Genomic DNA, 18,321 nt, shown 5'->3' with positions numbered 1-18,321 from the left:
CCGGTCGACGCGGTGGCGACCGAACGTAACCGACACCCCGACGGGCTCGGCGATCACTCAGCGACTGATCGCCGAGCCTGCTCCGTTCGTACCCGATAATCGTCTTTGATCCGCGAAAGCCGATCATGCGATAAGCGCCACCCGAGAGTGACCGGCCTCACTTATCACCGCCGCCGTCCCGCCGAAGAGAACGGATGAGACGTCCGCGGAGGTGATGGCCCGGATGGGTCCGGAACAGGTCGGCGAGTGGGTCCTGCGCGAGCTTCCCCGGCTCAACCGGGCGGTCCTGCATGATCACGCGCCACCCGAACTGCTGGTGACCGAGCTCGGCGAGCGGGTGCTCGCGGAGCTGCCGGACGTCACCCGGCTGTCCCCGGAGGAGGCTCAGCGGCTGGTCGTGCACCTCGGGTTCGCCGGCGCTTCGGTGGCCCGGCACTATCAGGAGCACACGCCGGGTGGCATCGAGCATCCGGAGCGGGCGTTCCTCCCGCTCACCGCCGGCGGGGACCGGATCCCGTTCCGGGCCTATTTCGCGGCGCTGGCCGAGCACACCGGAACCGGACACTACGACCGGGACAGCTACTCCTCGCTGGTCCGCTGGAACGTCGGCACGATCCGGGTGTCACTGCACGGCGAGGCGCTGGCCGAGCTGCCGGGCATCTTCGACGACGGGCACATCCGCACCTACACCGGCACGCCCGGCGAGGAACGCTTCTTCGTGCTGGTCAAGACGGGCGAGGCGATCGAGCTCGCGGTCAACTGTGTGCTGCTGCCGCTCACGGTCGCGCACGCCGACCTGATCGGGGAGAGTGCGCGCCGGCGGGTCCGGGGCGCGACCGTCCTGCTCGCCGCCCTGCGCCGGCTGTTCCTCGACTTCGCGTCGCTGCCGGCCGAGCAGACCATGGCGGCCGAGGTGTTCATGGACGTGTTCCGGCAGTTCGCGGCGCACTGGACGCCGGGTGACATCCCGCCCAGCGGCGCGCTGGACCCGGAGGCGCTCAAGCGGGACTTCCTGCTGGGGATCGCCGAGCCCGGGTACGACCAGCAGGCGCGGCGGCTGTTCCCGGCGCTGCTCGAGGCCGAACGGGCCGAGATCGACGCGCTGATGAGCGAGCCGACACTGCCGCGCCGGCTGCTCGCCGAGATCGGGTCGGACGAGTCCGCGCTGGCCGAGGCCGACGAGGGTGACCTGCGGCGGCTCGTGGCCCAGCATCCGGCCCTGGTCGACTGGTACCGGCTGCTGGCCATGCACGCCCGGGTCTCCGGGGCGCACCTGATGCTGAGCAAGAAGTTCCTGTTCAAGCCGCAACGGGAACGCGACCGGGCCGGGATGGGCGACCGGCTGCTGATCTCCAACCGGGCCGGCACCACCGGGATGACCGAGACCTACCTGGATCGCCTCACCCGGGCGCGGCAGAACCATACGCTGGCGAGACTGCGCCCCGTCCTGATCGGCGGAAACCCGGAGAACGCGCCCGATCAGGCGATAGATTCCGGTCAGGAGACGGGCCCGGCGGTCGTGACGGAACTGGCCGGATGAGCCGGACCGACGACGGAGCCGGGGGCGGCGTGGGAGCACGGGCGGGTGTGCGCCGGCCGGTGTTGACGGTCGACCGCGACCAGTTGATGGCGCTCATCGACTACACCTCCTCGGTCATCTACATGCGCGACGCCGACGGGCGGTACCTGCTGGTCAACCGTGAGTACGAGCGGCTGTTCGGGCTGCGCCGCGAGGACATCGTCGGGCTCACCGACCACGACCTGTTCCCGCTCGCGGTCGCCGACGCGTTCCGCGAGAACGATCGGCAGGCGCTGGCCGGCGGTGTTCCGATCCAGTTGGAGGAGCACGCGCCGGACGACAACGGCGGGGTGCGCACCTACCTGACCGTGAAGTGGCCGCTGATCGACGAGGCCGGGAAGCCGTACGCGGTCGCCGGGATCTCCACCGACATCACGGAACGCAGCCGGGCCGAAGCCGCTCTGCGCGACAGCGAGGAACGGTTCCGCCTGCTCGCCGAGCACGCGCAGGACATCATCTTCCGCTACCGCCTCGGCCCCGACCCGGCCATGGAGTACCTGAGCCGGGCCGTCGAGGCGATCACCGGGTTCCCGGCCGAGGCCTTCTACGCCGACCCGCGGCTGATCCTGAGCCGGATCGTGCCCGAGGACCGGCCCGCGTTCGAGCAGTCGTGGCGGGAGTCTCGCTCCGCCACCATCACGTACCGCCTGCGCCGGCGCGACGACAAGGTGGTCTGGATCGAGCAGCGGGCCAGCGCGGTCACCGGCGACGACGGGGAACTCACCGCCGTCGAGGGCATCCTGCGCGACGTCACCGAACGGATGGAACTCGAACAGCAGCTGCGCCAGTCGGAACGGCTCGACTCGCTCGGCCAGCTCGCCGGCGGGATCGCCCACGACTTCAACAACATCCTCGCGGTGATCTCCGGATACGCCGACATGATGACCGAGGAACTCGGGCCGGACCATCCGAGCCGCCCCGACGCGGCCGGGATCAAACAGGCCGCCGCCCGGGGCGCCGCGCTGACCCGGCAGCTGCTGCTGTTCAGCCGGTCCGAACCGTCACAGGCCGAACTGCTCGACCTCAACGCGATCGCCTCCGAGATGGTGCGGTTGCTCGGCCGGACCCTCGGCGAGGACATCGAGCTCGGCACCGTGCTGCACCCCGGCCTGCCGCCGGTCGTCATGGACCGCAGCAAACTCGAACAGGTCGTGATGAACGCGGTGCTCAACGCGCGGGCCGCGATGCCGTCCGGCGGCCGGTTGACGATCAGCACCGGCCTCGAACACGACGGCGGCGGCAGCGACCAGGTCTGTCTCGCGGTCACCGACACCGGCTGCGGCATGACGCCGGACGTCATGGCACGCGCGTTCGAGCCGTTCTTCACCACCAAGGGGCGGGGCAGCGGCACCGGGCTGGGGCTGGCCACGGCGTACGGGGTGGTCACCGACGCCGGCGGCACGATCACGCTGGAATCCGAGCCGGGCCGGGGCACCACCCTGCGCGTGCGCCTGCCGGCCGGGGCCGAGGACGCGTCCGGGGTGATCCCGGCCGCGCCGGTCGCCGCGGTCCAGGGCGGCGACGGCTGCCGGGTTCTCGTCGTCGAGGACGAGGAACAGGTCCGCGACATCGTCTGCCGGCTGCTGCGCCGGGCCGGCTACCGGGTGTTCGCGGCGCCGCACCCGGCCGAGGCGTTGCGGATGTGCCGGGACGACCGCCTCGAGTTCGACGTGCTGCTCACCGACGTGATCATGCCCGGCATGTCGGGCACGCAGCTCTGCGCCGAACTGCGCGGCGACCGGCCTGACCTGCCGGTGCTGTTCATGTCCGGCTACACCAGCGGTCCCGCGCCCGGTGGGCAGGAGATGCCGGCCGACGCGCCGCTGATCCGCAAGCCGTTCGAGGCGCAGACGCTGCTCAACGAGGTCCATCGCGTCGCCACCGAGCGCGTTTGACCCCGTTTCCCGCGTACGTCGTGAGCCGCGGCCCGCCACGTCACCGACCGCCCAGCAGCCGGCTGGCCGGCGCCCCGTCGTGTTGCCGCCCTGGTCCGGGTGCCGGCCGCCGCTTCCGCTCCCGGCCGGTGGCCGGCGTGGTCATCGGCGCCTCGTAACGACGAGGAAGCGCCGGCCCGACCGGCTCGACTGGTGGCCGGCGTGGTCGTCGGCGGTCGATGATCACGGCCGGAACCGGCTGAGGGCGGACGGCTTCCGGCCGGGGCGGATTGATCGCGGCGGGACCAGGTGGGTCAGGGGATGCGGCGCAGGTAGTGGCGGACCGGGAAGCCGGTCAGGTAGGACTCCGACTCGTACAGGGCCTGGGCCTGCTGGTTCGTCTCGTCGGTCGACAGCTCGATCCGGACCACGCCCTCCTGCTCGGCACGGGCGGCCGCGGCCCGGAGCAGGGCCCGGCCGATGCCGTGGCGACGGAACTCCGGCGCGACGAACAGGTCGTTGAGGACCCAGATCGGGGCACGGCGCACCGAACTGAACGACGGGAAGATCTGCGTGAACCCGGCCGCGTCGTCCCCGACCCGGGCCAGCAGGATCCGGGACTGGCCGCGGGTGATCCGTGCTTCGAGGAAGGACCGCGCTTCGGCCCGCTCGGCGGGCGCCTCGTAGAACTCCAGGTAGCCGAGGAACAGCGTGGTCACGGTCTCGAGATCGGACAGGTCCGCCTCGTCGATACGTACGTCAGGATGCATTTGTCGTCCTCATCGAGCTCCGGCTCCCCGGGACGTTATCATGATCATCAGCCGAGGACGATCTGCTCGAACAGGGACGCGAACGTCTGCTGCTGCTGAGCGGTGTTGAAGTTGACGTAATAGTGCAGCTTGGCGTAATCCGCCTCGCTCGGGAAGACCAGCGCGCTCTCCGCGACCTGCTCCATGCCGGTGCGCTCACTTCCGGTCAGCGCGGCCGCGTCGGTCTTGATCTGCGCCTGCGCGCCGGGCACCGGGCACACGTAGTTGATGTACTCGGCCAGCGACGCCGCGTTCTCGATCTCGTAGAAGAAGTCGACGAGCATCAGGGCGTCGACCGGGTTCGCGGCGGTCACCGGGATGGCGAAGTTGTCGGTCCAGATCGTGCCGCCCTCCTCCGGGATCACGAACTTGAGGTTCGTGCCGTCGGAGAGGTTCTTCTGGAAGACGTCGCCGGACCACGCCTGGGTGATCCACACCTCGCCCTTGCCGAGCGCGTCGACGTAGTCCTGCTCATAGTACTTGCGGACGATGCCGGCGTCCTTCTGCTGCTTGAGCTTGGCCACCGCCTTCTTCCAGTCCGCCTCGGTCGAGTTCTCCGGCTTGAGACCAGCCGCGAGAAGGCCGAAGTTGGCCAGCTCGGTGGCGTCGGACATCATCCCGACCTTGCCCTTGAACTCGGGGTCCCAGAGGTCGGCGAGGCTGGTGATCTCCCGGCCGGTCTTCTCCGGGTCGTACGCGATACCGGTGATCCCGGACGCCCACGGCACACTGAACACGTTCGCCGGGTCGAACGTCTCCTCGCGGTACTTCTTCGCCGCGTTCGCCGTGAAGTTCGGCAGCTGGGCGTGGTCGAGCGGGGCCAGGAAACCGGCCGAGCGGAACTGACCGAACTGGATGCCGTTGGTGATCACCATCAGGTCGTAGCCGATCGACTGCTTCGCCGACAGCTGCGGCTGCACCTTGGCGAACCAGGGGCCCATCTCCTGGATGACCTCCTGGTAGTTCACCTGGATGCCGGTCTTGGCGGTGAACTTCTTCAGCTCCGGGTGGGCCGGGTCCATGTACAGCGGCCAGTTCGCGAAGTCGACCTTGCCGTTCCGCTTCTTGCCCTGCCAGAACGACGCCAGCGCGCCCGCGTCGACGCTGGTCGCCGGAGTGCCCTTGCCCTGCACCCCGCACGCGGCGAGCGTCGCGCCGAGCGCGGAGAGTCCGCCGAGCCGCAGGGCGTCGCGACGGCCGAGCCGCCGCTGCGTGACGCCGCGCAGGAGGGACCGGTCGGGAGTGGTGCGGGGAAACATCGGGCTCCGATCACGTACGGGTGCAACGGCTCGCCGGAATGCGTTTCCGCTGCGTCGGCGACGTGAGACAGGCTATCGACCCGTCGTCACTTCCATGATCAAACCGTACGTTCGGTTTCTGACGTTCAAGATCAACAATCCGGTTCCTATCGGCTGACCGATCGCCGCACCGGCCTGACCTGACGGTCACGCCGGCCGTCACTTCGGTGGAGCCCGGCCGGCCCTGGGCCCTTTCGAGCACAGGCACCCCTCAGCTGAACCCGTCGTCGGGTCTTGTGATCCGACCGCGCCCACCCACGGAGGCCGCCCTTCCGGGCTGAGCGTTCTGGGCGCCCCGCGCCCTGCTCGGCCCGGAAGGGTCCCCGCGGGAGCGGCGGAGAAGGACCACCGCGGAGAGAGGACATGAAGAATCTGGTCTTCGGTTCCGCTCGGGAGAAGACGCAAGCCCGGAGATCAAGCGGGTCGGAGGCGGCGAAGGGCCGCCGGAGCAGGTCCGGCGGGCTCTCACGCGTTCGTGCGGCTCAGGCCGCGACGGGCTCGGGCGCGGCCGGAGTGACGACCGGTTCCGGTCTGGTGGCGGGCTTGCTGCCGCGCAGCGGGACGTGGCGGACGAAGAGCGCCACCACCACGCCGATCACCGCGACCGCGCTGCCCCAGACGAACAGCGAACCGATGCCGTCGGTGACCGCCTTCCGGAACATCTCGCGGGCCGCCGCGGGCATGGCGCGCAGCGTCGCCGGCGTCATCGACGAGATCTCGCCCTGCGCGCCGCCGGCCGAGGTCAGCGAGCTGGTCAAATGGTTCGCGTAGATCGCGCCGAGGATCGACACGCCGAGGGAGCTGCCCATGTTGCGCAGGAACGTGGAGACGCCGGTGCCGGCGCCCATGTCGCGCATCTCCAGACTGTTCTGAGCGATCAGCGTGCTGGTCTGCATGATCCCGCCCATCCCGGCGCCGAGGACGACCATGTAGAGGGCCGCCACCGTCTTGGAGGTGTGCACGCCGACCGTGCTGAAGAGGAACATTCCCGTGACCACGAGGGCGGAGCCGATGATCGGGAAGACGCGGTAACGGCCGGTGCGGCTGATCACGTTGCCGACCAGGATGCTGACGACCATGACGGCGGCCATCATCGGCATCAGCAGCAGGCCGCTGTTGGTCGCCGACGCGCCCTGGACGAACTGCTGGTACTGCGGGAGGTAACCGATCGCGCCAAAAAGGGCGAATCCGGAGATGAAGGCGATCCCGCCGGCGAGGACGAAGTTGCGGTTGCGGAAGACGCGCAGCGGCATGACGGGCTCCGCGACCCGGCTCTCCACCGCGATGAAGGCGGCCAGACCGGCGAGCGTCAGCGCGATCAGGCCGAGGATCTGCGGGGAGGTCCAGTCGTACCGGGTGCCGCCCCACGTGGTGATCAGGACGAGCGAGGTGATCCAGACCGCGAGCAGGATCGTGCCGAGCCAGTCGATCCTGGCCCTGCCCGTGCCCTCCGGCAGGCGCGCCAGGGTGATCCAGGAGACGACGAGTGTGACGATGCCCAGTGGCAGATTGACGTAGAACGCCCACCGCCACGACAGGTGGTCGGTGATGAAGCCGCCGATCAGCGGGCCACCGATCATGGCGACCGGCATGACCGTCATCATGACGCCCTGGTAACGGCTGCGGTCGCGGGGCGGGATCATCACGCCGATGATCGAGAGCACGCCGACGATCAGGCCACCGGCGCCGAGACCCTGCACGGCGCGGAAGCCGACGAGTTCGGCCATGTTCTGGGCCATGCCGCACAGCATCGAGCCGACCAGGAACAACGCGACCGCGGCGACGAAGGTGACCCGCCGGCCGAAGAGATCGCCGAGCTTGCCCCAGATCGGCGTCGCGATCGTGGTCGCCAGGATGTAACCGGTGGTCACCCAGGACAGGTGCTCGAGACCGCCGAGGTCACCGACGATCGTCGGCAGCGCCGGCGCGACGATCATGTTGTCCAGCTGGGCGAGCAGCATGGCGATGACCAGGCCACTCATCGTCACCATGATCTCGCGGTGACTGAATCCCAGCCCCGCCTCGTCCGCCGGTCGTGCCGGCGCCGCGGGTTCCGCCATGAACTGCCCTCTCTCGCTTGCGACGTGACGGCTGTTCCATCGGTCGCGAGAGAGGGCAACTTAGGCGGTGCTCACGTGGGGACGACGAGCCCCTCGGTGAGCAGTCGGCGGGCCAGGACGAGACGGTCGGCGTCGTCGTCGAGTGGCAGGCCGCCGACCGTGCACGGCGCTCCGTCGAGAGCCATACGGACCGCGGCTTCGCAGCTCACGGGCATGGTCAGCGTCCGCCCGCCGGCCAGGCGCACCGTGATCCGGTCGCCGTCGCGGGTGATCTCCCGGCGCAGGCCGGGACGGGCCGTGATCTCGTCGGCCGGGGTGAGCGACTCGGCGAAGTCCAGCTGGGCGAGCGGGCTCAGCGGCGCCGGGCGGGTCACCGTGCGTTCGCGCAGGGCCGCGGCGAGCTGCTCGGGGTCAGCGGTGAGGAGCCACGAGCGCAGCGCGTCGACCGTGGCGGTCAGTTCGGCGCCGACCGCGTCCGGGTCGGTGAGATCGAAGCCGTAAGGAAGCGAGGCCCGTAGCCGTGGATCGGTCACCGCCATGCCGAGGAGTTCCTCGACCAGCGCATACCGGGTGAGTCCACGGATGCCGACCGTCACATGCAAGGACCGGCCATTTTCCGTACGGGCGGAGTGCAGCCACCCGCGGGGAAGGTACAACGCGTCGCCGGGCTGCAGCACCACGTCGAGCGCGGCCCGGCCCTCGGCGGTGGCCGCGACCTCGTCGGCCCGTCCACCCCACGGCTGCCGTTCGAGCGGGTCGGGCAGCACCGGCGGGTGGATGATCCAGCGCTTCGCCCCCTCGACCTGCAGCACGAACACGTCGTGCGTGTCGTAGTGGGTGGCGAAGCCCTGGCTCGACGGCGGCGTCAGGTACGCGTTCACCTGCAACGGCCGGTCCAGTTCGGCGCCGAGCCGCCCGGTGAAGTCGATCAGCGGCTCCCAGATCCGGTGCAGGCCCTGCAACACGAGCGTGGCGCCGTCCGCGAACAGGCGCATCACCTGCTCGTCGTGGACCTGGTCGGTGATCTCGGCGCCCGGTCCCCCGCCGCCGGTGTACCGGCCGCCCGGCAGCACCTTGCCCTGCTGCGCCACCCGCAGGAACGGGGTGCGCAGCCCGCGCCGGCTGAGCAGCTCGTCGACGGCCGCGGAGGAGAGCAGGTCCCGGAAGCCGTCCGGGCCGCCGAGGTCGGCGGCCCGGGACAGCAGCGGTGCCTGACCCCACCAGGAGGCGGCGAACTCGGCCTCGTCGGCCGCGACGATCCGCCGCAGAACGGCGTCACGCCTGGTCAGGGTCGAGGTCATCAGGAAGCGGAACCGTCCGCGCCGCCGTCGTGGCCGTTCACGTCAGCGCCACCGTCGGCCGGGCCCTCGTCGGACGCGCCACCGTCGGCGCCGCCGTCCACCGCACCCGGGTCGGCACCGCCGTCGGCCGGGCCCTCGGTGTTCGCGCCGCCGTCGGCGCCACCGTCGTGGCCGTTCACGTTCGCGCCGCCGTCGGCGGGACCCTCCTGGGCGGTGGGGTCGGCGCTGGAGAAGTCGTCATTGTTGAGTGTCATGATCGTTCGGTACCCGCAGGGATCGACGGCTAATCCCGCTTCCTCCGGTCACTGCGCCGGGCGGCCAGCAGTCCGCCGACGCCGGGGATCCAGGCGAGCAGCTTCGCCCGGCGGTCGGCGACCGGATGCCACGCGGTCAGGATCACGACCATCAGGTACGCGCATCCGTGCACCGGGCCACACAGCGACGCGACCGGTGCGACGTGGACAGTGGCCAGGTTGATCAGGAGCACGAGCAGGGAGAGCAGCTCGACGGCGGCGGCCAGGCGCAGCGGGCGGTTCACCGGTCACGCGCCCGTGGTCGAGCCGGGCCGCACGATCATCAGGACGACGACCACGGCCCAGAGCAGGTTGAAGACCCCGGTGATCGCGCCGAGCCGGGTGTCCTGTCCACCGGCCAGGATCCGCTGCTGGGCGGGGAGGATCCGGAAGCCGAGCAGGGCCGCGGCGACGGCGGTCAGGACGATGGAGATGATCAGCCAGGGATCGGTCAGCACGCCGAGGCTGCCGGCGGTGGCCAGACCGAAGGCCGGGACGGCCACGCCGAGCACGGCGTACACGCGGCAGATCCGGTGCAGCAGCGGCAGCGCCTGCCGGTCGTCGCGGCGGGTCACGGCGGGGAACATGCTGGCGGCCACGGCGACCGGGCCGACCGCGAGGACGGCGGCCAGGACGTGCAGACTGAGCAGGAGCTTTGTCACGTCCCGGGACGTTAGCGACGATCACCGGCGATCAGAACTGGCTGGACTGCCCACCTTCAACGGGATCTGGCCACCCGGCACGTTAGGGTCACGGGCATGCACATCGTGGCCGTTCTCGCGCTCGACTCGGTGATCCCGTTCGACCTGGCGACACCGATCGAGGTGTTCGGCCGGGTGCCGGGCGGGCGCTACGAGGTGCGGGTCTGCGCTCCGGCCGCCACGGTCGACACCGGAACGTTCACGCTGCAGGCCCGGTGGGGGCTGGAGGCGCTGCTCGACGCGGACACGATCATTCTTCCGGGGTGTGCGGACACCGGCATGGTCGTACCGGAAGAGGTTCTTGATCATCTCCGGAAGGCCGCCGCCGGTGGGACCCGGATCGCCTCGATCTGCGCCGGGACGTTCATCTTCGCGGCGACCGGCCTGCTCGACGGCCTGCGGGCCACCACGCACTGGCTCGCCACGGACGCGCTGGCCGCCCGCTATCCGCAGCTCACCGTCGACCCGGATGTGCTCTACGTCGACAACGGCCAGTTCCTGACCTCAGCCGGCGCCGCCGCGGGCCTCGACCTGTGTCTGCACCTGATCAGGCGCGACCACGGCTCGGCGGTGGCCGCCGACGCGGCCCGCCTGTCGGTGATGCCGCTGGAACGCGAGGGTGGCCAGGCGCAGTTCATCGTGCCGTCGCAGCCGCCCACGCCGCGGGGTTCCGCGCTGGAGCCGTTGCTCCGGTGGATGCAGGAGAACACCGACGTCGACGTGACCCTCGACGACCTGGCCGCCCGGGGCGGCATGAGTGTCCGCACGCTGAACCGCCGATTCCGCGAGCAGACCGGCACCACCCCGTTGCAGTGGCTGCTCCGAGCCCGGATCCGCCGGGCGCAGCACCTGCTCGAAGCGGGCGACGAACCCGTCGAGGCCATCGCGGGCCAGGTCGGTTTCGGGTCGCCGACCGCCTTCCGCGACCGCTTCAAGCGCATCGTGGGAACGAGCCCGCAGAGCTACCGCGCCTCCTTCCGCCGACGCTGATCACTTCGCGCTGCCGTCGGCGCCGCCGTCCGCGCCCTGCGGGTCGGCGCCGCCGTCGGCCAGACCCTCGCCGTGCGGCTTCTCCCGCTCCGCTCCCCCGTCGGCGCCGCCGTCGCGGCCCAGGGGGTTCGCCCCGCCGTCTGCCGGACCTTCACCGTCCGTGCCGGCCGGGTCCGAGCTGATGATTTCCTGGTTTTCGAGTCCCATGTTCTCGATATACCCCGACAAATCATCTGAAACCAAGCGGGCCGCTTGGTTTCCTCCGCGGCCCGAAATCGGGATCATTCAGGGAAGGAGTTCGATGCACCATCGGGAGATCACATGAAGCGACGGGACTTCGCGGTCACGGCCCTCTCCTCGCTGACGATCCTGGCCGTGCCCCTCGACCGGCGGCAAACCGGAAGTGCGCAGGTCGCCGCCGTGCGCGAGGTCGTCGAGGCGTTCAGCCGGGCCGACGAACGCTTCGGCGGCGGGCACGCCCGGCCCGCGCTCGAGCGATACCTGGACACGGAGGTCGCCGCTCGGCTGCGCGGTGGCTTCGCACGTGACACCGATCGGCGGGCGATGACGGCCGCGGCCGCCGAACTCACCTACCTCGCGGGGTGGAAGGCCTTCGACTCCGGGGCACACGAGCCGGCCCGGCGGCACTACCTGCACGCGCTGCGGCTCGCCGAGGACGCCGGCGACCGGGCGCTGACCGGCTTCGTCCTGCGGGCGATGGCGCATCAGGCAGTCGATCGCGGGCACGGGCAAGCCGCCCTCGACCTCGCATCCGCAGCGCGCAGCCACGCCCACGGTCACGCGACACCGGCTGCGACCGCGCTGTTCACGATCCTGACCGCCCGGGGCCACGCGGCGACCGGCGATCGCGTACGGGCCCTGGCCGCCATCCGTGCGGCGGAGGCGCTGCTCGGCCGATCACGGCTTGCCGAGGAGCCGGGGTGGATCCGGACCAGTGGGTTCACCGGCACGTCCCTGGCGAGTCAGGCCGGTCAGGCTCTGCGGGATCTCGGGGACCTCGCCGGTGCGGAGGAGCGGTTCCGCACGTCGATCGCCACCCGCGACGGCCGGGCCTATCCGCGGATCCATGCGCTGACCTGCGCCAACCTGGCCGACGTGCAGCACTCCCGGGGCCGCCCCGCCGAGGCGGTCGCCACGTGGCATCTCGCGCTGGACGCGCTGCCCGGCGTGACCTCCGGACGGGCGCGCGCCGCTGTCGCCGCCATCCGGCAACGTCTGCGTGAGGCCGGGCCGCGGCTCCCGGCGTACGCGCAAGATCTTGATCGTCGGGTCGGCCCTTGTCTCGGCGGGGCCTCCATCGCTGCATGAAGGCCCCGCGGCCGGCGGCTACTCCTCGGCCTGATACTCCTCGACCTTCTCGACGGGCCAGCCGATGAACTCGGCGAGCTCCTCCGGGTCGGCGTCGTCGGACAGCACCCAGTCCTCCACCGCGTTGGCGAGCCCGTCCGGGATTCCGGGCGTCGACACGTATTCCAGGTCCTCGTCCTCGAGGATCCGGTCGTGGTGGATGAACTTGTCGTCCGGGTCGAGATCGCCGGCGGCCGCCTCGTAGGCGTCGAGGCCACCGTCGCCGGCCGCCAGGATCTCGTTGGTGCGCCAGTCGATGATGTCCCAGCCGTCCTGGCCGATCTGACCGCCGGTGATGATCCGGTGGCCCTGGGCTTCGAGTTCCTCGATGCGGCGCCGGGTCTGGGTGACGCCGGCGTAGTTGGCCTCGAGCACGTTCTTGACGTGCTCCTTGAGAAGGTCGCTCACGGGCGTGGAGCATATTGCCCCTTTAGCCGTTGCGGGCGACCGCCCCGTACGCGTCGATGAACTCGCCCTGTGCACGGCACCGCGTGGTCGGCCCGAGTCCGGGTTCGATCAGGCGCAGTCCGCCGATTTCGTCCGGAGTGCGCATAATGTACGGCACGCCACCGCTCTCCGCGAGCCGCTTCGCCGCTCGACGCCCGACGGTGTCGTGTTCGTGCCATCCCGGAGCACGAGGTGACTGCCGGGCGCGGCGACCTCGAACGTGCGTTGCACGATCGCACGAACCTACGTGGACGCGTAGGCGCGCAGGAACGCCCTGACCCCCTCGGTCACCAGGTGCCGCACCCGCTCGTCGGCGGCCGGGACGACCGTCGACCCGTGGCGGTTGAGCACCACCGCGAACGTCAGCGCGATCAGATGGTCCGCCGCCAGCCGCGGATCCGGCGCGACGAGCAGCCCGGCCTCGGCCAGCACCGCGAGCCGCGCGGCCACCGCATCCTCGGGCGCGTCCTTGAACGGCGCCTCGCTGAGGTGCCCCTCCCCGCCGAGGAGCTTGATCAGCGTCAGGTATTCGGCGGAGCCGAGCATGTCGGTGACGATCCGCAGCGAGAAGTCGACGAACGCACCCTGCAGCTGATCCGGATCGGTCACCCGGGCGAGGGTCGCGTCGAGCGTGCGCTGCACGGTGCCGACCAGCGAGTCGGAGATGTCGTCGACCACCGCCTGGAGCAGCGTGTTCTTGTCGCCGAAGTAGTCGTAGACGGTCCGCTTGGACACCCCGGCCCGGGCGGAAACCGCGTCCACACTGGTCCGGTCGAAGCCGTCGCTGAGGAACAGGTCGCGGGCGGCGGAGAGGATCGCGGCGCGCTTGGCCGCCGATCCTTCGCGCAGCGTCTTCGTACTCGGCACAGCGGAAGCATACCGCTACTACACTGCACGGTGTAGTGTCGCCGCCATGAAGGCACTCATCTCCGGCGCCGGCATCGCCGGCCCCACGCTGGCCTACTGGTTGCACCGCCACGGATGGCACGTGACCGTGGTCGAGAAAGCCCGTACCGTCCGCGCCGGCGGCTACCCGATCGACGTCCGCGGCGTCGCCCTCGACGTCCTCGACCGGATGGGTGTCCTGCCCCGGGTCCGGGCGGCGCACATCGACACGCGCCGGCTCACGTTCCTCACCCCGGCCGGCAAGATCGCCGGTCAGATCCGGGCCGAGCAGCTCACCGGCGGCACCGAGGGCCGCGACCTGGAGCTGCCGCGCGGCCGGCTGACCACCATCCTGTTCGACGCGGTGCGCGACGACGTCGAGTGGATCTTCAACGACTCGATCGCCACGCTCGACGACCACGGCGACGGCGTCGCGGTGCGGTTCGTCTCCGGCGCGACCGGCGAGTTCGACGTCGTCATCGGCGCCGACGGGCTGCACTCGAACACCCGCCGGCTGGTCTTCGGGCCGGAGGAGCAGTTCAACCGCTACCTCGGCTACTGCTTCGCCGGCTTCACCGTCCCCAACGACCTCGGCCTCGCCCACGAGGGGCTGACCTGGTCAGCGCCGGGGCGGATGGCCGCGATCTACGCACCCGGCTGCACCGACACGCTGCACGGCTTCCTGATGACCAGCCGCCCGCAACCACCGCTCACCGAGCTCGGCGACGCCGACGCGCAGCGCGCGCTGATGGCCTCGGTCTTCGCCGGCGACGGCTGGCTCATCCCGGAACTGCTCGACGGCATGCGCGCCGCCGACGACGTGTTCTTCGACGTCACCAGCCAGATCCACATGCCGTCGTGGTCCCGCGGCCGGGTCGTCCTGACCGGCGACGCCGCGCACGCCCCCTCGTTCTTCTCCGGACAGGGCACCAGCATCGCCCTCGTCGGGGCATACATGCTGGCCGACGAGTTGGCGACCGCGACCGACCCCACGGCGGCGTTCGCCGCTCACGAGCAGAAAACCCGCGATTTCGTACGGCTGAACCAGGCGCTCGCCGACACCGGGGGCAGCACCCTGGCCCCGGCCACGAGCCGCGCCCTGTGGTTCCGCAACCACCTGCTCCTCAAGCTCGCCCCGCTGCTCGCCCCCACCGGGCTGCTCGGCCGAGCGGGCCGCCGGGCCGCGACCGGCCTGACCCTTCCGCCCGTCAGAAAATCGCTGGACGCCCTCCCCCTGCCGTAGCAGTCTGCCGCCGTGGTCCCCAAGCTGCACGACGACGAACTGGACATCGACGCGGCCCTGGTCACGCGTCTGCTGGCCGCCCAGTTCCCGCGCTGGGCCGGCCGCCCGGTCCGGGTGCTCCCGGAGTCCGGCACCGACAACGTGACGTTCCGGGTCGGGGACGATCTGTCGGTACGCCTTCCGCGCACGCCCCGCATGCAGGGTCAGGTCGAGAAGGACATGGCGTGGCTGCCCCGCCTCGCCCCGGCGCTCCCCCTGTCGATCCCGGAAGCCCTGGCGGCCGGCGCGCCGAGCGACGAGTTCCCGTTCACGTGGGGCGTCTACCGCTGGCTGGACGGCACGTCGTTCCGCCCCGAACTCCTGGACGACCCGATCGCCGCCGCGCATGACCTCGCCGGCTTCATCCACCGGCTCCAGTCGGTCGACACGACGGGCGCACCGACCCCACCGGACGACCCGTTCAGCCGCGGCACTCCCCTGGCCCCGCGCGACGAGCTGTTCCGCGCCGCGCTCGACGAACTGCGTGACGACTTCGACACCGCCCTCGCCCTCGAGGCGTGGGAGGCGTCGCTCGCGACCGGGCCGTGGACCGGCCCACCCCGCTGGATCCACGGCGACCTCATGCCCGGCAACGTCCTGGTCTCGGGCGGCCGCCTCACCGCGGTGATCGACTTCGCCACCGCCTGGGCCGCCGACCCCGCCGGTGACCTCCTCGCCGCCTGGCACCTGTTCTCCGGCGAGTCCCGCCGAGCGTTCCGGGACGCGTTGAGGGTCGACGAGCACGCCTGGTCCCGGGCCCGTGGCTGGGCACTGTCCCTGACGATGATCGCCCTGCCGTACTACCGCGCCCGCAACCCCGCCGCCGTCCACAACGCCCGCGTCCTCGTCGACGACCTCCTCGCCGACTACGCGACCGGGCCCTGACCCGTCCCCCAGCCGCGCCCCCTGTCCCCGGCTGGTTTTCACCGCGGTATTCCCGCTCTCGGACAACAATGAGGAGAACCAGCCGGGAACAACGCGCCGAGCCCGCGTGGCGATCAAAAATATCGGCGGTCCCAGGCGGTGGTTACGGCGGTGGCCGTGAGGACGAAGAGGGCGGCGGCCCGGAGCAGTTGCGTTTCCTGGTGGGTGGCGGGGACGGCGAAACCGGCTGCGGCGGCGAGCGCGCCCGCGACCGCCGCGAGCGCGAGGCCCAGCAGCCAGCGGCGGGTCGCGAGGGGGCGGTTGGTGAGCGGCAAGCGGGCGTACACCTGGGAAAGCGCCGCAAGCGTGGCCGCGCTGATCACCAGGAGCCCGGCGGCGGCCGCGAGGAGGCGTGAGCCGAAGCCGAGTTCGTAGCGGATGGCCAGCGCCGGCACCAGGAACAACGCCAGCCACCAGGACAGTCCGCTGGTCAGCGTGTCCAGGCCGATCCCGGGCCGGTCCCGGTCGGCGCGCAGCGGATCCACGGTGGACCGGGCGCGGGCGCGCGACGGCTCCGCGGCGCCCGGCCGGGTTGCGGCGGTCCGGAGCCGGGTTGCGGCGATTCGGGACGACACCAGGACGAGGGCGGCGACTGTGGCACCGGGCAGGTGCTGACCGACTTTGCCCAGGCTGTAGAGGAGGACGCTGTCGTAGAGGGCGAGAATCAAGTACCCGAGCGCGGCGGTCGAGGCGGCGAACGCCAGTAGTTCAGGGGCGGTGCGCGGGGCACCCACCCCGGACGGCGCCGAGGGCCGACGAGTGGCGTGGCGCGCGACGAGCACGGTCAGCACACCACCGACAGCCCGCAGGACAAGATCCTGATTGGTGTACGTCGTCCCCATCGCCCATTCGATCAGCCCGAAAGTGATCGTGTACGAGGCGCTGGCCGACGCGAGCACCGTCGTCGTGCTCAGCCGCCGGTAGAGGCGCGGATCGAGCCAGTTCAGGACGGTCAGATAGGCGAAGATGCCGAGCGGCAGTTCCAGCAGCAGCGACGGCAACCGGAACACGCTGAGCGCCAGCAGTTCCGGGGCCGGCCAGTGGTCGGTGAGCCACCCCAGGTCGGCGAGCCGGAACCAGCCGTCCGGCACATACCCACCGAGGTAGGACATGTCACCGCCGTGCACCCGCACCGCGTACACGGTGAAGAGCACCTGGTTGACGAAGAGCAACCCGACCACGCCGGCCAGCCACCAGCCCGGCCCGATCACACGACCGCCCGGCTCGGGCGGAGCCGGTGAACGCACCGCACGCCACGTCACCGGCACTCCGGCCAGGACCGATGCCGCCACCGTGGCGTGCAGGGCCAACGCCGTACCCGTCAATGTTCTGGTCCCTTCCCCCGTGGCCGCAGCCACGGGGGAAGATAGCCGATCTTCTAGGCGACCGATTTCGGGGTGATCGGAGCGACCGCGGTGCCCGGCTTGGCCGGCTCGGGGCGCATGCCGTTGCGGATCGTGTCGAGCATCGTCATGCCCTGCGCGGCGAGGGACGCGACCACGCTGTTCAGACCCTCGGCGCCGTCGAGAACGGTCACGTTCGCACCCTGCAGGCCTTCGGCAGCGGCCCGCAGCATCTCCGGCAGCTTGTCGATGATGGCCTGGTCGAGGGCGATCCGGTCCTGTGCGGCGGCCGCCTCGGCGGAGAGTTTCGTGGCGTCGGCCTCGGCCCGGGCCAAGGCGCGGATCCGCTCGGCCTCGGCCTCGGCCGGGCGGATCACCTCGGCGATCAGCTGAGCCTGGCGCAGTTCGGCGTTGCGCTGCGCGACGAGGGCCTGCTCGGCGATGACCTCCTGCGCGGCACGGGCCGCGGCGAGCGGGCCGGACTGGGCGGCGGTCTGCTGCGCCTGATCGATCTCGGCCTGGTACTGCGCGCGGGCGATCGCGGTCTGCCGTGCGTACTCCGCCTGGTGGCGCACGCTTTCCTGCTGGGCCATCGCGCTCTCCCGATCGGCGGCGGCCTGCGCGACGTTCGCCTCCTGGTTGACCCGGGCCTGGTGCGGGGCGGCCAGGGCCTTGATGTAGCCGACGCCCTTGTCGTCGATGCTGCTGATCTGCAGCGAGTCGACGGCCAGACCGATCCGGGCCATCTCGGTCTTGCTGGCGTCGACGATCGCGTCGGCCAGGGTCTGCTGCTCCCGGATGATCGACTCGACCGTCATGCTGCCGATGATGCTGCGCAGATGGCCGGAGAAGATCCGCCCGACCAGGGTCGGCATCTGCCCCTGGTCGCCCTGGAAACGCCGGGCGGCCGCGGCGATCGACTCGTGGTCGTCGCCGACCTTGAACGCGATCACGGCCTGGACCGAGAGCGTCAGGCCCTGCTTGGTGTAGCAGTCCTCGTAGACCTCGGCCTCCTGCATGGCCAGGGTCAGCCTGGTCGCCTTGGAGATCACGGGCATGACGAACACGCCGTGCCCGGTGACGATCTTGAACGGCAACGCGTCCGCACCCCGCTGCTTGCGACCACTGATCAGCAAGGCCTCGTTGGGGGCGGGCACCCGATAACCG

19 protein-coding genes are annotated in these 18,321 nt (G+C 71.0%); 6 read left to right on the top strand and 13 right to left on the bottom strand.

Annotation, left to right across the window (positions count from 1 at the left end; genetic code table 11):
* Positions 1-223 precede the first annotated feature (223 nt).
* The gene (locus ACH442_RS20185) at positions 224-1,540 is read left to right on the top strand and encodes a hypothetical protein (protein WP_396339579.1); all 1,317 of its coding nucleotides are present in this window, start codon (positions 224-226) and stop codon (positions 1,538-1,540) included.
* Positions 1,541-1,569: 29 nt separating this feature from the next.
* The gene (locus tag ACH442_RS20180; RefSeq protein WP_396339578.1) at positions 1,570-3,474 is read left to right on the top strand and encodes a PAS domain-containing protein; all 1,905 of its coding nucleotides are present in this window, start codon (positions 1,570-1,572) and stop codon (positions 3,472-3,474) included.
* Positions 3,475-3,767: 293 nt separating this feature from the next.
* Here ACH442_RS20180 and ACH442_RS20175 read toward each other — a convergent pair whose 3' ends face one another.
* The 7 genes from ACH442_RS20175 to ACH442_RS20145 all read right to left on the bottom strand — a co-directional run bounded on the left by ACH442_RS20175 (position 3,768) and on the right by ACH442_RS20145 (position 9,876).
* Positions 3,768-4,223, bottom strand: coding sequence for a GNAT family N-acetyltransferase (locus ACH442_RS20175; protein WP_396339577.1), 456 nt, complete (start codon positions 4,221-4,223; stop codon positions 3,768-3,770).
* 47 nt (positions 4,224-4,270) lie between these two features.
* Positions 4,271-5,521 carry a spermidine/putrescine ABC transporter substrate-binding protein gene (locus tag ACH442_RS20170; protein ID WP_396339576.1) on the bottom strand — a complete coding sequence of 417 codons (1,251 nt, stop codon included), beginning with the start codon at positions 5,519-5,521 and terminating at the stop codon, positions 4,271-4,273.
* 521 nt (positions 5,522-6,042) lie between these two features.
* The gene (locus ACH442_RS20165) at positions 6,043-7,551 is read right to left on the bottom strand and encodes an MDR family MFS transporter (protein ID WP_396339689.1); all 1,509 of its coding nucleotides are present in this window, start codon (positions 7,549-7,551) and stop codon (positions 6,043-6,045) included.
* A gap of 140 nt (positions 7,552-7,691) precedes the next feature.
* Positions 7,692-8,921: a cupin domain-containing protein gene (locus tag ACH442_RS20160; RefSeq protein WP_396339575.1), complete on the bottom strand. Its 1,230-nt coding sequence runs from the start codon at positions 8,919-8,921 to the stop codon at positions 7,692-7,694.
* Positions 8,921-9,175, bottom strand: coding sequence for a BatC protein (locus ACH442_RS20155; protein WP_396339574.1), 255 nt, complete (start codon positions 9,173-9,175; stop codon positions 8,921-8,923). The genes ACH442_RS20160 and ACH442_RS20155 overlap by 1 nt, the downstream gene beginning before the upstream one ends.
* A 29-nt stretch (positions 9,176-9,204) precedes the next feature.
* On the bottom strand, positions 9,205-9,459 hold the full coding sequence (locus tag ACH442_RS20150; protein WP_396339573.1) for a DUF3817 domain-containing protein: 255 nt from the start codon (positions 9,457-9,459) through the stop codon (positions 9,205-9,207).
* A 3-nt stretch (positions 9,460-9,462) separates the two neighbouring features.
* A complete protein-coding gene (locus ACH442_RS20145) occupies positions 9,463-9,876 on the bottom strand; it encodes a hypothetical protein (protein ID WP_396339572.1) in 414 nt (137 codons plus the stop codon).
* Positions 9,877-9,972: 96 nt separating this feature from the next.
* Here ACH442_RS20145 and ACH442_RS20140 point away from each other — a divergent pair, with 96 nt between their 5' ends.
* Positions 9,973-10,905 (top strand): GlxA family transcriptional regulator, encoded by a 933-nt coding sequence (locus ACH442_RS20140; protein WP_396339571.1) that lies wholly within the window; start codon positions 9,973-9,975, stop codon positions 10,903-10,905.
* Here ACH442_RS20140 and ACH442_RS20135 read toward each other — a convergent pair whose 3' ends face one another.
* Complete coding sequence (locus ACH442_RS20135) at positions 10,906-11,112, bottom strand: hypothetical protein (RefSeq protein WP_396339695.1); 207 nt, start codon at positions 11,110-11,112, stop codon at positions 10,906-10,908. It abuts the gene before it with no gap.
* 114 nt (positions 11,113-11,226) lie between these two features.
* Here ACH442_RS20135 and ACH442_RS20130 point away from each other — a divergent pair, with 114 nt between their 5' ends.
* Entirely contained in the window at positions 11,227-12,234 is a 1,008-nt protein-coding gene (locus ACH442_RS20130) for a hypothetical protein (RefSeq protein WP_396339570.1), read from the top strand.
* 18 nt (positions 12,235-12,252) lie between these two features.
* On the opposite strand, the gene ACH442_RS20125 is transcribed toward ACH442_RS20130, so the two are convergent.
* The 3 genes from ACH442_RS20125 to ACH442_RS20115 form a co-directional block, all read right to left on the bottom strand.
* Positions 12,253-12,681 carry a hypothetical protein gene (locus ACH442_RS20125; RefSeq protein ID WP_396339569.1) on the bottom strand — a complete coding sequence of 143 codons (429 nt, stop codon included), beginning with the start codon at positions 12,679-12,681 and terminating at the stop codon, positions 12,253-12,255.
* Between the two features lie 22 nt (positions 12,682-12,703).
* On the bottom strand, positions 12,704-12,838 hold the full coding sequence (locus ACH442_RS20120) for a hypothetical protein (protein ID WP_396339568.1): 135 nt from the start codon (positions 12,836-12,838) through the stop codon (positions 12,704-12,706).
* Positions 12,839-12,963: 125 nt separating this feature from the next.
* Positions 12,964-13,587: a TetR/AcrR family transcriptional regulator gene (locus tag ACH442_RS20115; RefSeq protein ID WP_396339567.1), complete on the bottom strand. Its 624-nt coding sequence runs from the start codon at positions 13,585-13,587 to the stop codon at positions 12,964-12,966.
* Between the two features lie 46 nt (positions 13,588-13,633).
* On the opposite strand from ACH442_RS20115, the gene ACH442_RS20110 reads away from it, so the two are divergent.
* Positions 13,634-14,848 (top strand): FAD-dependent monooxygenase, encoded by a 1,215-nt coding sequence (locus tag ACH442_RS20110; RefSeq protein ID WP_396339566.1) that lies wholly within the window; start codon positions 13,634-13,636, stop codon positions 14,846-14,848.
* Between the two features lie 12 nt (positions 14,849-14,860).
* Positions 14,861-15,772, top strand: coding sequence for an aminoglycoside phosphotransferase family protein (locus tag ACH442_RS20105; protein ID WP_396339565.1), 912 nt, complete (start codon positions 14,861-14,863; stop codon positions 15,770-15,772).
* Between the two features lie 113 nt (positions 15,773-15,885).
* Here ACH442_RS20105 and ACH442_RS20100 read toward each other — a convergent pair whose 3' ends face one another.
* Both ACH442_RS20100 and ACH442_RS20095 read right to left on the bottom strand, forming a co-directional pair.
* Entirely contained in the window at positions 15,886-17,136 is a 1,251-nt protein-coding gene (locus tag ACH442_RS20100; RefSeq protein ID WP_396339564.1) for a hypothetical protein, read from the bottom strand.
* A 53-nt stretch (positions 17,137-17,189) separates the two neighbouring features.
* Entirely contained in the window at positions 17,190-18,311 is a 1,122-nt protein-coding gene (locus tag ACH442_RS20095) for an SPFH domain-containing protein (protein WP_396339563.1), read from the bottom strand.
* Between the last annotated feature and the right edge of the window lie 10 nt (positions 18,312-18,321).

Origin of the sequence: Actinoplanes sp. NPDC020271 (assembly GCF_044388125.1) — a bacterium.
GTDB lineage: Bacteria > Actinomycetota > Actinomycetes > Mycobacteriales > Micromonosporaceae > Actinoplanes.
This window is presented reverse-complemented; position numbering and strand designations above follow the sequence as displayed.

Bases quoted from the DNA above. Each gene is read 5' to 3' on its own strand.
- ACH442_RS20185 (WP_396339579.1), top strand. From the start codon at position 224: ATGGGTCCGGAACAGGTCGGCGAGTGGGTCCTGCGCGAGCTTCCCCGG.
- ACH442_RS20175 (WP_396339577.1), bottom strand. From the start codon at position 4,223: ATGCATCCTGACGTACGTATCGACGAGGCGGACCTGTCCGATCTCGAG.
- ACH442_RS20170 (WP_396339576.1), bottom strand. From the start codon at position 5,521: ATGTTTCCCCGCACCACTCCCGACCGGTCCCTCCTGCGCGGCGTCACG.
- ACH442_RS20165 (WP_396339689.1), bottom strand. From the start codon at position 7,551: ATGGTGACGATGAGTGGCCTGGTCATCGCCATGCTGCTCGCCCAGCTG.
- ACH442_RS20160 (WP_396339575.1), bottom strand. From the start codon at position 8,921: ATGACCTCGACCCTGACCAGGCGTGACGCCGTTCTGCGGCGGATCGTC.
- ACH442_RS20155 (WP_396339574.1), bottom strand. From the start codon at position 9,175: ATGACACTCAACAATGACGACTTCTCCAGCGCCGACCCCACCGCCCAG.
- ACH442_RS20140 (WP_396339571.1), top strand. From the start codon at position 9,973: ATGCACATCGTGGCCGTTCTCGCGCTCGACTCGGTGATCCCGTTCGAC.
- ACH442_RS20135 (WP_396339695.1), bottom strand. From the start codon at position 11,112: ATGGGACTCGAAAACCAGGAAATCATCAGCTCGGACCCGGCCGGCACG.
- ACH442_RS20130 (WP_396339570.1), top strand. From the start codon at position 11,227: ATGAAGCGACGGGACTTCGCGGTCACGGCCCTCTCCTCGCTGACGATC.
- ACH442_RS20110 (WP_396339566.1), top strand. From the start codon at position 13,634: ATGAAGGCACTCATCTCCGGCGCCGGCATCGCCGGCCCCACGCTGGCC.